Here is a 13513-nt window from a genome sequence, read left to right as displayed (position 1 = left end):
TAAAAAGAGGTTACCCGCAGGGGCAACCTCTTCAAACATTGTTTTCTATCAAAAGTACTATTCAAGTTTCAGGTCGGCTACTATTTGATCAATTTTTGCCTGGGCCACTTTCGTGGCTGCTTCAAATTGATCCCGGCTCTTCATTTCCGTTTTCACCTCAAAATAAAATTTGATTTTAGGTTCTGTTCCCGATGGTCGCACCGATACTTTCGATCCATCTTCTGTAAAGAACTGTAAAACATCTGATTTCTCAGGCAGGTCAATGGTGCTGGAGGTTTGGTTGATGGGATGGATGGCTTTAAGGACAGAGTAGTCCTTAACCAGATTGACGGCCGAACCGCCCAATGAGACCGGAGGTGTATTTCTCAGCTGGTACATCATTTCTTTAATCTCATCGGCTCCGGATTTGCCCTTTCTGACTATGGATATCAGGCGTTCCTGAGAAAAACCGTATTCGATATAAATGTCTTTCAATAATTCATAAAGGGTTTTACCCTGGTCCCTGGCCCATGCCGCAATTTCAGCTATCATACAAATGGCGCCAACTGCGTCCTTATCACGGACATAATCGCCAGGTAAAAAGCCATAACTTTCTTCACCACCACAAATATATTTTTTGCTGCCTTCCAATTCTCTGATAATGGAGGCAATCCATTTGAACCCGGTATAAACATCAAAACACTCAATGCTGTTTTTTTCGGCAACGGATTTAAGCAGTTCAGAGGTCACAATGGTTTTAACGATGAATTCCTTACCGGTAAGTAAACCCCGTTCCTTCCACTGGCTCACCATATACCAGGTCAGTAATAAGGCGGTTTGATTGCCATTTACCAGAATAAACTCATTTTTATCATTGCGTATGGCAATGCCCAGACGGTCACCATCAGGATCGGAAGCTGCCACTAATTCAGCATCGGTGGCTATCGCTTTTTCGATGGCCATTTTTAACGCTTCCGGTTCTTCCGGATTGGGAGAAATAACGGTCGGGAATACCCCGCTTACCACATCTTGCTCAGGCACATTGATGATGTTGGTGAAGCCGAATTGCTTCAAGGCATCCGGAACCAATTTTACGGTAGTACCATGAATGGGGGAAAAGACTATTTTCAAATCTTTTTGACGCTCAATGGCTTCGGGGTTCAGTGTAATTTTTTTCACTGCCTCGATGAACAACTGGTCCATTTCCGCTCCCAGTATCTTTACCAGATTTTCATCCCCGTCAAACTTGATTTTATCGACGGTTGATATTTTTTTGACTTCGTCAATAATGTTCTTGTCATGAGGCGCAATAATCTGGGCACCATCGTTCCAATAGGCTTTGTATCCGTTATACTCTTTTGGATTATGGGATGCGGTAATGATGATTCCGCTCTGACAGGATAAATTTCGTATGGCAAAAGAAATTTCCGGGGTGGGTCGGAGATCTTCAAACAGAAAGGCAATGATACCATTGGCAGCAAAAATTTTAGCTGCAGTTTCCGCAAAGAGTCGGCTGTTGTTTCTGCAATCGTGGCCGATAACGACTTTCTTTTCAGATAAATGCGCAAATTCTTTATTGATGTAATTGGCTAAACCCTGAGTGGCGGCCCCCATGGTGTACCTGTTCATGCGGTTGGATCCTGCGCCCATTATGCCCCTCAGTCCGCCGGTTCCAAATTCCAGATCTTTGTAAAAAGAATCTATGAGATCGGTGGCATCCGGGTTATCCAGCATTCGTTTCACTTCGTTTTTGGTCTGCTCATCGTAAGCACCATCAAGCCATTTCTGGGCTTTGTCCTTTACTTTTTCAAGTACATTTTCCATGATTGTTTGTTTTATCCAAAAATTATGACAATTCTTTTAAGCACTTTTTAAGGCTATCTGTCCAATAAGGGATTTCCAGATTGAATTGATGTCTTATTTTATAGGTGTCCATAACCGAATAGGGCGGACGATGGGCCGCTGTAATATAGGCAGAGGATCTTACCGGGTGTACCTCCACTGGCAGACTTGAAAACCTGAAAATCATTTGGGCAAAGTCGAACCAACTGCAAACCCCAAGATTAGAATAATGATAAATGCCGGGCACAAACAGGGATGGTTTTTGCTTAACTTGTTCCAGAATTTGCAGAATGGCAGCCGCTAAATCGGCTGCCAGTGTTGGGGTACCAACCTGGTCATAAACCACTTTTACTTCCGTTTTTTTCGATGCCTGGGCCAGCATCGTCTTAACAAAATTATTGCCATAAGGGGAATACAGCCAGGAGGTGCGAATGATGATATGTTTTGAGTTTTCCTGTGCGACAAGCAGCTCTCCTTCGAGTTTTGTTTCTCCATAAACGGTGTCCGGATGCGCCGGCATTTCAGGTGTAAGGGGGAGGTTTCCGGTACCATCAAACACATAATCCGTTGAAATATGAATAATGCCGGCTCCTTTTTCAAAGGCATATCTGGCCAGCCATTGCGGCGCCAGCGCATTAATTAACCGGGCCGTTTGCTTATCGGTTTCTGCCTTGTCAACAGCCGTGTAGGCGGAACAATTAATGATATAATCAAAATGGGTGGCTGTCAGATAATTTTTTATGTTTTCTTCTTTGCTAAGGTCTAATTGGTTGATGGTGGTTATCTCAAATTCGGCAAATTCAGTTGTTTCAGACAGGGCACTCAAAGAGGATCCCAGCTGACCTTCACCGCCAACAATAAGTATTTTCATTTTTTAATCTCCTTCATTTGTTCCATTTTTTCTTAAAAATTGGCAGCTTACCCTTCGTGAAAGAAAAAGTTTTTTTCTGCTTCTTCAAAGGAAGGAAGTCCTTCATCCTTGGGAGACACAATGCTCTCACCAACGGGAATCTTCCAATCTATTGCCAGGTCTGGATCATTGAAATTGATTCCCCGCTCTGCCTCTTTGTTGTAGGCTGCATTACATTTATAAAAAAAGACCACATCCTCTGTCAAAGCTCTGAAACCGTGGGCAAAACCTTTGGGAATATAAAACTGAAGTTTGTTTTCATCGGATAATTCTATGGCATAATGCTGTCCAAAGGTTGGGGAGTTTTCCCTTAAGTCAACAGCCACATCCAATACACGCCCCTTCATTACCTGTACCAACTTTGCCTGGCCGTAGGGAGCCAGTTGATAATGCAATCCCCTGATGGTGTTTTTGACGGAGTGTGATACATTATCTTGAATAAAGCCCGTTTCAATGCCATTTTCATGAAAGTTGGCATCGTTAAAAAGCTCAAAAAAGCATCCCCTGTTATCTTTAAAAATCCGGGGTTCTATGATTAAAAGCCCGGGAATAGGCGTTGTTTTAATTGTCATTTGAATGGCATCAAGCGTTAAAACTATAATTCATTTCGGATTTCGTGAATATTAAAGGACGCAATTTTTTTTAGGTACTGACCGTAATCATTTTTCTCAAGCGGTTTGGCCAATTTTAGCAGTTGCTCCTTATCGATCCAGCCCTTTTTGTAGGCGATCTCTTCAATACAAGCAATTTTTAAACCCTGACGTTTTTCTATGGTGGAAATAAAGTTGGAGGCTTGCAGCAAGCTGTCATGGGTGCCCGTATCCAGCCAGGCCATGCCTCGCCCTAATAATTTAACATGTAGATCGTCCTCCTCCAGATAAAGACGATTGAGGTCGGTAATCTCCAATTCTCCTCTTTTGCTGGGTTGAAGGGTTTTGGCTTTGGCCACTACATCGGCCCCATAAAAGTATAAACCTGTAACGGCGTAATTGGATTTAGGTTCAAGCGGCTTTTCTTCAATACTCAAAACTTTACCAGAGTCATCAAACTCAGCTACACCATAGCGTTCTGGGTCATTGACGTAGTAACCGAATACCATAGCTCCGGAGGTTAAGCTATGGGCTTCGCGAAGCATTTTGCTAAAATCGAAGCCATAAAATATGTTGTCGCCCAGGATAAGGCAAACAGGACTATCACCTACAAATTCTTCCCCAATTAAAAAGGCTTGTGCCAAACCATCGGGTGAGGGTTGTTCTGCGTAGCTGAAAGATAAACCTAAATCACTACCATCACCAAATAATTTTTGATAAAGAGGCAGGTCATCGGGTGTAGAAATAATTAATATTTCACGTATGCCTGCCAACATTAAAACCGAAAGGGGATAATAAATCATCGGTTTGTCATAAACCGGAATAATTTGCTTGGAGATACTTCTTGTGGCGGGGTAGAGACGAGTTCCTGAACCGCCTGCTAAAATGATTCCCTTCATTGCTTGACTCATAATTATGGCTTTTTTATCGGAATAATATTTTGGTTATATTCTGCAACAATCGTTACGCTCATTAAACGCGGGTCCTGGGGGCGAATGGGTGCAAAGATATCGCAAAGGATTTAATTTGGAACAAGGTTTCCTTTTCCTTGAGAAAAAACTTATCTGGATTTCAATAATTGGTCAAAATATTGAATGGTTTTTTCTAAGCCCTGCCGCAATTGAACTTCAGGTTCCCAGTTGTTCAATTTTTCCTTGGCCAGATTAATATCCGGCTGCCGCTGGGTAGGGTCGTCTTCAGGTAGGGGGTGATGGATGATATTGGATGAGGATCCCGTAATACTCAGAATTTCATTGGCCAGTTCCAACATGGAAAATTCATTGGGGTTTCCGATGTTCACCGGACCTATGAATTCGTCATTGGTGTCCATCATTCTGGTCATTCCTTCCAATAAGTCATCCACATACTGAAAGCTTCTGGTTTGTGTCCCATCTCCAAAAATAGTAATGGGCTGGTTTTGCAAAGCCTGGACAATAAAATTGGAGACAACTCGCCCGTCATTGGGGTGCATCCGGGGACCATAGGTATTGAAAATTCGTATGATTTTTATATTTACATCATTTTGCCGGTGATAGTTGAGAAAGAGACTCTCGGCACAGCGCTTCCCTTCATCATAACAAGACCGGATTCCTATTGGGTTGACATTGCCCCAGTAACTCTCGGGTTGAGGATGGATCAGCGGGTCACCGTATACTTCGCTGGTGGATGCCTGTAATATTTTAGCTTTGATACGCTTGGCCAGTCCAAGCATATTTATGGCGCCCATTACCGAAGTTTTTATGGTTTTGATGGGGTTGTATTGGTAGTGGACGGGAGAGGCCGGGCAGGCCAGATTGTAAATTTCGTCAACCTCTACAAAATAGGGGTGGGTCACATCGTGTCGCACGAGTTCAAAATAGGGGTTGTCCATTAAATGGACGATATTGCTTTTGCTCCCGGTGAAATAATTATCCAAGCAAATGACCTCATGGCCTTCATTTATCAGGCGGTCGCATAGGTGTGACCCAATAAATCCGGCTCCGCCGGTGACTAGTATTCTCTTCATTCGTTTGAGATTTCAAGTTTTGGTACATATACATCCCCAAAAGTAAGGCTTTATCTATAAAGAATAATAGCTTTTATTTGATTTTTTGAGGCTATTTTTCCGGTTTTCTGCCACTTATTAAAACTAAAAGTCGTACTTTTGCACCGATTTTTAATGAAATATAATGTCTAACCAATTAGTTTTGTAATTACAATTTAATGGCAGAATTAGAAGAAAATGGCCAGGAGCTCAACGCTCAGGCCGAAAGCAAAAAAGAAGAAGTTCAGTCCAAAGCGGTTGAATCATCTGATGACAATTTTGACTGGGATAGCTTTGAAGCTGACGAAGTTCAAGTTGAAGGCAAAAAGAAGGAAGACCTTGAAAAAATGTATGACGAAACCCTTTCAACCATTTCTGAAAAAGAGGTGATTGATGGTACCGTTATTGCAATGAACAAACGTGAGGTTGTTATCAACATTGGTTTCAAATCTGACGGTATTGTAAGCCGTAACGAATTTCGTTACAATCCAGATCTTAAAGTCGGCGATCAGGTAGAGGTTTATGTCGAGAGTCAGGAAGACAAAAAAGGACAGTTGGTTCTTTCACACAAAAAAGCCAGAGCTCTCCGCTCATGGGATCGTGTGAATGAAGCCCTGGACAAGGATGAAGTTATTAAAGGATACATTAAATGCCGTACCAAAGGTGGTATGATTGTAGATGTATTTGGTATTGAAGCTTTCCTTCCTGGTTCACAAATTGATGTGAAGCCCATTCGTGACTATGATGTGTTTGTTGGGAAAACAATGGAATTCAAGGTGGTTAAAATCAATCCGGAATTCAAGAACGTTGTTGTTTCTCACAAAGCATTGATCGAAGCTGAATTGGAACAGCAGAAAAAAGAAATTATTTCCAAACTGGAAAAAGGTCAGGTTCTGGAAGGAACTGTTAAAAACATCACCTCTTATGGTGTGTTTATTGATCTTGGCGGTGTAGATGGTTTGATTCATATCACCGATCTTTCATGGGGTCGTGTATCGCATCCCGAAGAAATTGTACAGTTGGATCAGAAGCTCAACGTCGTTATTCTCGATTTTGACGATGAGAAAAAGCGGATTGCCCTTGGCTTGAAACAATTGACTGCCCATCCATGGGATGCTTTGGATCAGGAGTTAAAGGTTGGCGATGTGGTTAAAGGAAAAGTAGTAGTGATGGCCGACTATGGCGCTTTTGTTGAAATAGCCCCTGGTGTGGAAGGTTTAATTCACGTTTCTGAAATGTCATGGTCGCAGCATCTACGCAGTGCTCAGGACTTCCTGAAAGTGGGCGATGAAATCGAAGCTACTATTTTGACTTTGGACCGTGATGAGCGTAAAATGTCACTAGGTATTAAGCAATTAAAGCCAGATCCATGGGACAATATTGCTGAAAAGTACCCGATTAACAGTAAGCATACAGCCAAGGTTCGCAATTTTACCAATTTCGGTGTATTTGTTGAAATCGAAGAAGGTATTGATGGTTTGATTCACATTTCTGATTTGTCATGGACCAAGAAAGTGAAACATCCGGCTGAATTTACCACCATTGGTGAAAATATCGACGTTGTTGTTTTGGAGATTGACAAGGATAACCGTCGTTTGAGTCTTGGCCATAAACAGTTAGAAGAAAACCCATGGGATGTCTTTGAAACTATTTTCACTGTTGACTCAATTCATGAGGGTACAATTGTTGACATTTTCGATAAAGGTGCCGTTATTGCATTACCATATGGTGTTGAAGGATTCGCTACGCCTCGTCATCTTGTTAAAGAGGATGGAAGTCAGGCCAAGGCTGAAGAAAAACTTCAGTTTAAAGTGATTGAATTCAACAAGGGTGCAAAACGTATCATTCTTTCTCATTCTCGTATTTTTGAAGATGAGAAAAAAGGTGAAGAGCAGGCAGCTAAGACGGAACAGGCCAAAGCTGTTGCCAGCACAAAGAAAAACGTTAAGAAAATCAAGGATAATCTGGAGAAGACAACCCTTGGTGATATCTCTGAATTGGCTGCGCTGAAAGATCAGATGGAAGCTGATGAAAAGGATACTAAGGAGTAATACAAATTTAACTGATCGTTAAAATGGATTTTAAAATTGACAAACTGGATGAATTCATCCTTGTGCAGGTCCAAAAGGAAAAACTGGATACCACCATTGCTCCCGGCTTAAAATCTGAGTTGGTTTTATTGTCAGGTAACAATGAGAAGAATATTCTTCTGGATCTAAGCAAGTGCAACTACTGCGATTCTTCCGGTTTGAGTGCCATATTAGTTGCCAATCGCTTATGCAAAAACAGTGAAGGTGTATTTGTATTGGCAGGTCTTCAACCTGCAGTAGAAAGGTTAATTTCTGTGAGCCAATTGGACACAGTGATTACCATAGCTCCTACAGCTGATGATGGTATCGAAATGATGCGTAAGGCACTTCAGTCCAAATAGTATTACATGCAATTTTCCGTTACAGTATTAGGAAGTAATTCTGCATTACCAACATCGGAAAGATATCCAACCGCTCAGGTACTCAATGTATCTGAGCGGTTTTTTTTGATCGATTGTGGGGAAGGCACACAAATGCAGTTGCGAAAAAATCGAATAAGGTTTACACGCATAAATCATATTTTTATTTCTCATCTGCATGGCGACCATTGCTTTGGTCTGATGGGATTGGTATCTACCCTTGGTCTGTTGGGCCGAACCGCTGATTTGCACATATACGGACACGAAGATCTTGAGAGGATCTTTCAACCTCAATTGAATTATTTTTGCCGGGACATGCCCTACAGGATTGTTTTTCATGCGGTGAATACAAGTGTTTCTGAGCTGGTTTATGAAGACCATAAAGTCAAGGTTCATTCGATACCATTAAAACACCGCGTTCCTACTTGTGGTTATCTTTTTACGGAGCAGCCATCCGACAATCACCTTATTAAAGAACAGATGGATTTTTATCAAATCCCCATTAAGGATATTGCAGGGATAAAAAAAGGGGGCGATTTTATAACTGATGACGGGGTGGTGGTTCCAAATCATTTGCTGACGACTCCGGGACCCGCACCACGATCTTACGCCTTTTGCTCTGATACGAAATATACCGAAAGCATTGTCCCGATCATTCAGGATGTTGATTTACTTTATCATGAGGCTACTTTTTTGGCCGGAGATGAAAAGCTGGCGGCTAAGACTTTCCATTCTTCAGCGCGTCAGGCAGCTGAAATTGCCAAATTGGCCAATGCCAAACAATTAATTATCGGTCATTTTAGCACCAGATACAAGGATCTGAGTCTTTTTGAAGATGAGGCGGTTTCTGTATTTGCCAACACAGCCATAGCCAAAGAGGGTTGTGAATTTTCCGTACCCCTTTCAACCAGGTAAAATGTTGCTGGAGCGTTCAAACTCCACATAAAGGATTAAAATTAGGCAGTTTCTCACTATATTTGCAAATCCATAATTTTATATTACAATCCATTAACTTCAAATAGATGCAGAATAAAATTGTCATTCTCGACTTCGGTTCTCAGTACACCCAGTTAATTGCTCGTCGTGTGAGGGAGCTCAATGTTTATTGTGAAATTCATCCTTTTTATCATGTTCCAGAATTAGATGATTCCGTAAAGGGGGTTATTCTCTCCGGAAGTCCGTCAAGCGTTCGGGATGACAAGGCGCCAGTTCCTGATTTAAGCCATGTTTTGGGACAGTTGCCGGTATTGGGCATATGCTATGGCGCTCAGTTTATGGCTCAGTCTAACGGGGGATTGGTGGAAGCCTCTGATTCGCGTGAATACGGGAGAGCCAATTTGGAATTTATCCATCATGATAATGCCTTATTCGCTGAAGTAGAAAACGGTAGCCAGGTTTGGATGTCACACGGGGATACCATTATGAAACTTCCGGAAGGTTTTGAGATCATTGCCAGTACCAGGGATGTCAAAGTAGCCGGTTACCATGATGCCGATAAAAATGTTTATGGTATCCAGTTTCACCCTGAAGTTTATCATACCATTCAGGGCGCTCAGATTCTAAGAAATTTTGTGGTGGATATTTGCGGGTGTATTCAGGATTGGAGCCCCGCTGCTTTTGTTGAGTCAACTGTAGAAGAATTACGCACAAAATTGGGGAATGACAAGGTTGTGTTAGGACTTTCAGGCGGCGTCGACAGCTCTGTAGCTGCTATGCTTTTGCACAAGGCCATAGGTGAAAATCTCACTTGTATATTTGTGGATAACGGACTGTTGCGTAAAAATGAATATGAAAATGTTCTGGATTCCTACAAGCACATGGGGTTAAATGTGATTGGTGTTGATGCCAAAGATCAGTTTTTGGGGCAGCTGACCGGGGTTTCTGACCCGGAAACCAAGCGTAAAATCATTGGCCGTGTCTTTATAGAAACTTTTGATATTGAAGCCCATAAGATTCAAAATGTTAAATGGTTGGCTCAGGGAACTATTTATCCGGATGTGATTGAGTCTGTGTCGGTTAACGGACCATCGGTCACTATTAAATCACACCACAACGTTGGTGGTTTACCCGATAAGATGAATTTAAAGGTGGTTGAACCTTTAAAGCTGCTTTTTAAGGATGAAGTGCGCCGGGTGGGACACGAAATGAAGATTTCACCTACCATCCTTGGTCGTCATCCTTTTCCGGGTCCTGGTCTCGCCATTCGGATATTGGGCGATATTACACCAGAAAAAGTGACTCTGCTTCAGGAAGTTGATCATATTTTTATTGAAGGTCTCAAATCCAGTGGCTTGTACGATCAGGTTTGGCAGGCAGGCGTCATGCTTCTTCCTGTTCAATCAGTCGGTGTAATGGGAGATGAACGTACTTATGAAAGCGTTGTGGCCCTTCGCGCTGTTCAGTCAACCGACGGAATGACAGCTGATTGGGTACATCTTCCCTATGAGTTTCTAAGTCGTATTTCCAATGATATTATTAATAAGGTTCGGGGAGTTAACCGGGTAGTGTATGATATAAGTTCTAAACCGCCTGCTACCATCGAATGGGAGTAAGGACCTTTTTAACGAAACAAGCCGGAGTCATATCCGGCTTTTTTTGTTAAAAAAAATTAAAGTTATTGGCTGTTTTTTTTAATAAAGGGGCCATCAATCATTGGCAATAGCATATGTTCTGAGCATTAACGGTGATTTATATCATAATCGGTTAGTTGCATGGCTTGATTTTAGTATAACCCCATTTTTATTTTTGCGTAAACCTTTAAGAAGTCTTTTGGATTTAAGCTCAGGTTTTTTTTGGCAAGCCTTTTGCAACTGTTCGGGAGAAATTCTTTATACATTCAGTGAGTGATAGAAAAATTGGAGACGTATTTATGAGAGCGATTAAAAATGTATCAATGAGATTTTATTTTCTTTTACTGCTCATTTTTCCAGTGCTTATGGCTACTGGTCAGCGGTCTGAACCGGGACTGAACAACATTCAGATAACATGGCAGTTAATTACCAATTTTTATGTGGACACGGTGAATACCGATGCATTGGCCCGTGAGGCCATTGAATCCATGCTGAAAAAGCTAGACCCTCATTCTGTATTTATCCCTTCCGAGGATGTTAAAGCCATGAATGAACCCTTGGATGGGAACTTTGAAGGAGTTGGAATTGAATTTGTTATTTATGAAGATACCTTGACGGTTATCTCTACCATTCTTGGCGGACCTTCCGAAAAGGTGGGTATTCGGGGAGGAGATAGGATTGTTGAGATTGACGGAGAGAATGTAGCGGCTGTAGGATTGAAAAATTCCGATGTTTTTTCTCTGTTAAGAGGAAAAAAGGGGACAGATGTGCGTATTACCGTGTATAGAAAAGGAATGCGGGCTGAATTGGATTTTAAAGTCACCCGTGATAAGATCCCCATCTACAGTTTGGAAGCTGCATACATGGCTACTCCTGAAACCGGATATGTGAAAATTAGTCGCTTTGCCGCAACGACACACAAGGAGTTTACCTCTGCGATGGAAAAACTTAAAGATCAGGGTATGAAAAACCTGGTACTTGACTTGCGTGGAAATGGAGGCGGTTATTTAAAGGCGGCTTTAGATATCGCCGATGAATTCCTTGGGGGTGATAAATTAATGTTGTATACCGAAGGTAAATCTGTTTCGCGACGGGATCATCATTCCGGAAGAAATGGTATGTGGCAAAAAGGCGATCTGTTGGTTTTGCTGGATGAAGGATCTGCATCTGCGTCCGAAATTGTTGCCGGCGCTATCCAGGATTGGGACAGAGGGGTCATTATGGGGCGTCGTAGTTTTGGAAAAGGATTGGTTCAGCGGCCTTTTAGTCTGCCAGATGGTTCAGAAATACGGCTTACGATTGCCAACTACTACACACCTTCGGGCAGAAGCATCCAAAAACCTTACAAAGAGAAAGCGGATGAGTATCGGTCAGAGGTCAGTCTGCGTATGAGGAATGGTGAATTAACCACACGGGATAGTATTCATGTTGAGGATGCGACCTACTATGAAACTCTGGTGAGTAAAAGACCGGTATATGGCGGTGGTGGAATTATTCCTGATGTATTTGTACCTATTGATACCTCCTTTTACACCCCATACTATAGAGATCTGATTGCCAGTGGAGTGGTTAACCGTACCGTTGTTAAGTATCTGGATAATAATCGGGAAACATTGCAAAAGGACTATTCAGATTTTCAAACTTTCAATGCACAATTTTCAGTAGACGAAGAACTATTACAAATGCTCATCAAAGAGGGAGAAAATTCAGGCGTTGATTACAATGAAGATGAAATGTCCGTTTCGGCTGATATGGCAGAAATTCAATTAAAAGCATTGATTGCTAAAGATCTCTGGAGCGGGAGTGAATATTATGAAGTGATTAATCCTATGCTTTCAGTGTATAAAAGGGCCATAGAACTTATTGAAAAAAGAGATTTGTTTACTGAAATTCTCAACTGATAATCATCATTTTTCATAACTTTGCAACACCCGCTTGATTTTTATGAATCAAACGGGTGTTTTTTTATATCCTTAATAACGCTAATATCTATGATAACTTGGTTGCATCTAAATTGGGTAGAACTGGCAGGTACCATTTTTGCCATTGCGTATTTGTATCTATCGGTACGCGAAAATATTTGGTTGTGGCCGGTGGGATTTCTTACCTCATCTTTATATTTGATCGTTTTTTTTCAAAGCCGTTTGTATGCAGATATGGGGTTGCAGGGTTATTACCTAGTCGTAAGTGTGTATGGCTGGTTTCATTGGATGGGACATCGAAAGGAACCCCAACTGCCTGAGACAAATATACCTACACTATCCATTAATTTAAGTCAATGGATGAAATACCTTTCCCTGTTGCTTGTATTGACCATCGTTTTCTATTTTGTTTTAAAATACTTGCCTGCTTATATTGATTTACCGGATTCTGATCTTCCTTTGGGGGATGCCTTCACCACTGCAGGAGGTATTGTTGCCACCTGGATGTTGGCACAAAAAATATTGGAAAACTGGTTGGTATGGATGGTCATCAACGGGTTTTCGCTGGGCATGTACGTGTATAAAGAATTGTATATCACCGTTTTTTTATTTATAATCTACACCGGAATGTCAGTTGTAGGCTATTATAAGTGGAAAAAGCATATGTCCTCAAAACCTGAACCTTCTCACAAGCCAGGATTATGAAATGGATTGTTATTACGGGCGCTGAATCATCCGGTAAATCAACCCTCACAGGTCAGCTTTCAAAAGTGTTTGCCGGGATGGGGGTTTTTGAATATGCGCGTGACTATGTGGAGCGGTTAAAGAGACCCTATCAACAAAAGGATGTAGAGACGGTTGCCAAAAGACAGCTCTATTTTGCCTGTAAAATAAGGAAGGATCATGCTAATAGCGATATTTTTGTTTTTTTTGATACCTTTTTGATTGTTACCAAAATATGGCTGGAGGAGGTTTACCACAACAGTCCGATATGGTTAAACCAGGCCATTATTGACAATAAACCAGATCTTGTATTGTTATGTGAACCAGATTTGGAATGGCAAGCTGATGGTGTAAGAGAGAACAGTGATAAACGTGATTATTTATTTCATAGGTATCGAAAAGAGTTGGAATATTATCAAATTCCATATAGTATTGTAAACGGTAAAGGTGATAAACGTTTACAATTGGCCGTGCAGAGTATTCATAATAAATTTTAAATGGTGTT

Annotated in this window: 12 protein-coding genes; 7 read left to right on the top strand and 5 right to left on the bottom strand. The window is 41.5% G+C overall.

Going from position 1 to position 13513, the window contains the following annotated elements:
• Positions 1 to 57 precede the first annotated feature (57 nt).
• The 5 genes from JCM15548_RS18740 to JCM15548_RS18720 form a co-directional block, all read right to left on the bottom strand.
• Positions 58 to 1803, bottom strand: a complete 1746-nt coding sequence (locus JCM15548_RS18740) for a phospho-sugar mutase (RefSeq protein WP_062128507.1) — start codon at positions 1801 to 1803, stop codon at positions 58 to 60.
• Positions 1804 to 1825: 22 nt separating this feature from the next.
• Positions 1826 to 2692, bottom strand: coding sequence for a dTDP-4-dehydrorhamnose reductase (rfbD, locus tag JCM15548_RS18735; protein WP_062128505.1), 867 nt, complete (start codon positions 2690 to 2692; stop codon positions 1826 to 1828).
• Positions 2693 to 2739: 47 nt separating this feature from the next.
• Entirely contained in the window at positions 2740 to 3303 is a 564-nt protein-coding gene (gene rfbC, locus JCM15548_RS18730; RefSeq protein ID WP_062128503.1) for a dTDP-4-dehydrorhamnose 3,5-epimerase, read from the bottom strand.
• Between the two features lie 23 nt (positions 3304 to 3326).
• Entirely contained in the window at positions 3327 to 4220 is an 894-nt protein-coding gene (gene rfbA, locus JCM15548_RS18725; RefSeq protein ID WP_062128509.1) for a glucose-1-phosphate thymidylyltransferase RfbA, read from the bottom strand.
• Between the two features lie 161 nt (positions 4221 to 4381).
• Complete coding sequence (locus tag JCM15548_RS18720; RefSeq protein ID WP_062128501.1) at positions 4382 to 5326, bottom strand: UDP-glucuronic acid decarboxylase family protein; 945 nt, start codon at positions 5324 to 5326, stop codon at positions 4382 to 4384.
• A gap of 197 nt (positions 5327 to 5523) precedes the next feature.
• On the opposite strand from JCM15548_RS18720, the gene rpsA reads away from it, so the two are divergent.
• The 7 genes from rpsA (at position 5524) to JCM15548_RS18685 (ending at position 13505) form a co-directional block, all read left to right on the top strand.
• Positions 5524 to 7395 carry a 30S ribosomal protein S1 gene (rpsA, locus tag JCM15548_RS18715; RefSeq protein ID WP_062128499.1) on the top strand — a complete coding sequence of 624 codons (1872 nt, stop codon included), beginning with the start codon at positions 5524 to 5526 and terminating at the stop codon, positions 7393 to 7395.
• A gap of 23 nt (positions 7396 to 7418) precedes the next feature.
• Positions 7419 to 7775, top strand: a complete 357-nt coding sequence (locus JCM15548_RS18710; RefSeq protein ID WP_062128497.1) for an STAS domain-containing protein — start codon at positions 7419 to 7421, stop codon at positions 7773 to 7775.
• Between the two features lie 6 nt (positions 7776 to 7781).
• On the top strand, positions 7782 to 8708 hold the full coding sequence (locus tag JCM15548_RS18705; RefSeq protein WP_062128495.1) for a ribonuclease Z: 927 nt from the start codon (positions 7782 to 7784) through the stop codon (positions 8706 to 8708).
• A 107-nt stretch (positions 8709 to 8815) separates the two neighbouring features.
• Complete coding sequence (gene guaA, locus JCM15548_RS18700) at positions 8816 to 10345, top strand: glutamine-hydrolyzing GMP synthase (RefSeq protein ID WP_062128493.1); 1530 nt, start codon at positions 8816 to 8818, stop codon at positions 10343 to 10345.
• A gap of 341 nt (positions 10346 to 10686) precedes the next feature.
• Entirely contained in the window at positions 10687 to 12264 is a 1578-nt protein-coding gene (locus JCM15548_RS18695; RefSeq protein ID WP_062128491.1) for a S41 family peptidase, read from the top strand.
• A gap of 90 nt (positions 12265 to 12354) precedes the next feature.
• Positions 12355 to 12990, top strand: coding sequence for a nicotinamide riboside transporter PnuC (gene pnuC, locus JCM15548_RS18690; protein WP_062128489.1), 636 nt, complete (start codon positions 12355 to 12357; stop codon positions 12988 to 12990).
• Entirely contained in the window at positions 12987 to 13505 is a 519-nt protein-coding gene (locus JCM15548_RS18685; protein ID WP_062128487.1) for an AAA family ATPase, read from the top strand. Before pnuC ends, JCM15548_RS18685 begins: the two co-directional genes overlap by 4 nt.
• The last annotated feature ends 8 nt before the right edge of the window (positions 13506 to 13513 follow it).

This window comes from Geofilum rubicundum JCM 15548 (assembly GCF_000974365.1).
GTDB classification, from domain to species: Bacteria; Bacteroidota; Bacteroidia; order Bacteroidales; family Marinilabiliaceae; genus Geofilum; species Geofilum rubicundum.
Note: the sequence above shows the minus strand (reverse complement) of the source record. Positions and strands in the feature narration are given on the sequence as shown.

Bases quoted from the DNA above. Each gene is read 5' to 3' on its own strand.
- JCM15548_RS18740 (WP_062128507.1), bottom strand. From the start codon at position 1,803: ATGGAAAATGTACTTGAAAAAGTAAAGGACAAAGCCCAGAAATGGCTT.
- rfbD (WP_062128505.1), bottom strand. From the start codon at position 2,692: ATGAAAATACTTATTGTTGGCGGTGAAGGTCAGCTGGGATCCTCTTTG.
- rfbC (WP_062128503.1), bottom strand. From the start codon at position 3,303: ATGACAATTAAAACAACGCCTATTCCCGGGCTTTTAATCATAGAACCC.
- rfbA (WP_062128509.1), bottom strand. From the start codon at position 4,220: ATGAAGGGAATCATTTTAGCAGGCGGTTCAGGAACTCGTCTCTACCCC.
- JCM15548_RS18720 (WP_062128501.1), bottom strand. From the start codon at position 5,326: ATGAAGAGAATACTAGTCACCGGCGGAGCCGGATTTATTGGGTCACAC.
- rpsA (WP_062128499.1), top strand. From the start codon at position 5,524: ATGGCAGAATTAGAAGAAAATGGCCAGGAGCTCAACGCTCAGGCCGAA.
- JCM15548_RS18710 (WP_062128497.1), top strand. From the start codon at position 7,419: ATGGATTTTAAAATTGACAAACTGGATGAATTCATCCTTGTGCAGGTC.
- JCM15548_RS18705 (WP_062128495.1), top strand. From the start codon at position 7,782: ATGCAATTTTCCGTTACAGTATTAGGAAGTAATTCTGCATTACCAACA.
- guaA (WP_062128493.1), top strand. From the start codon at position 8,816: ATGCAGAATAAAATTGTCATTCTCGACTTCGGTTCTCAGTACACCCAG.
- JCM15548_RS18695 (WP_062128491.1), top strand. From the start codon at position 10,687: ATGAGATTTTATTTTCTTTTACTGCTCATTTTTCCAGTGCTTATGGCT.
- pnuC (WP_062128489.1), top strand. From the start codon at position 12,355: ATGATAACTTGGTTGCATCTAAATTGGGTAGAACTGGCAGGTACCATT.
- JCM15548_RS18685 (WP_062128487.1), top strand. From the start codon at position 12,987: ATGAAATGGATTGTTATTACGGGCGCTGAATCATCCGGTAAATCAACC.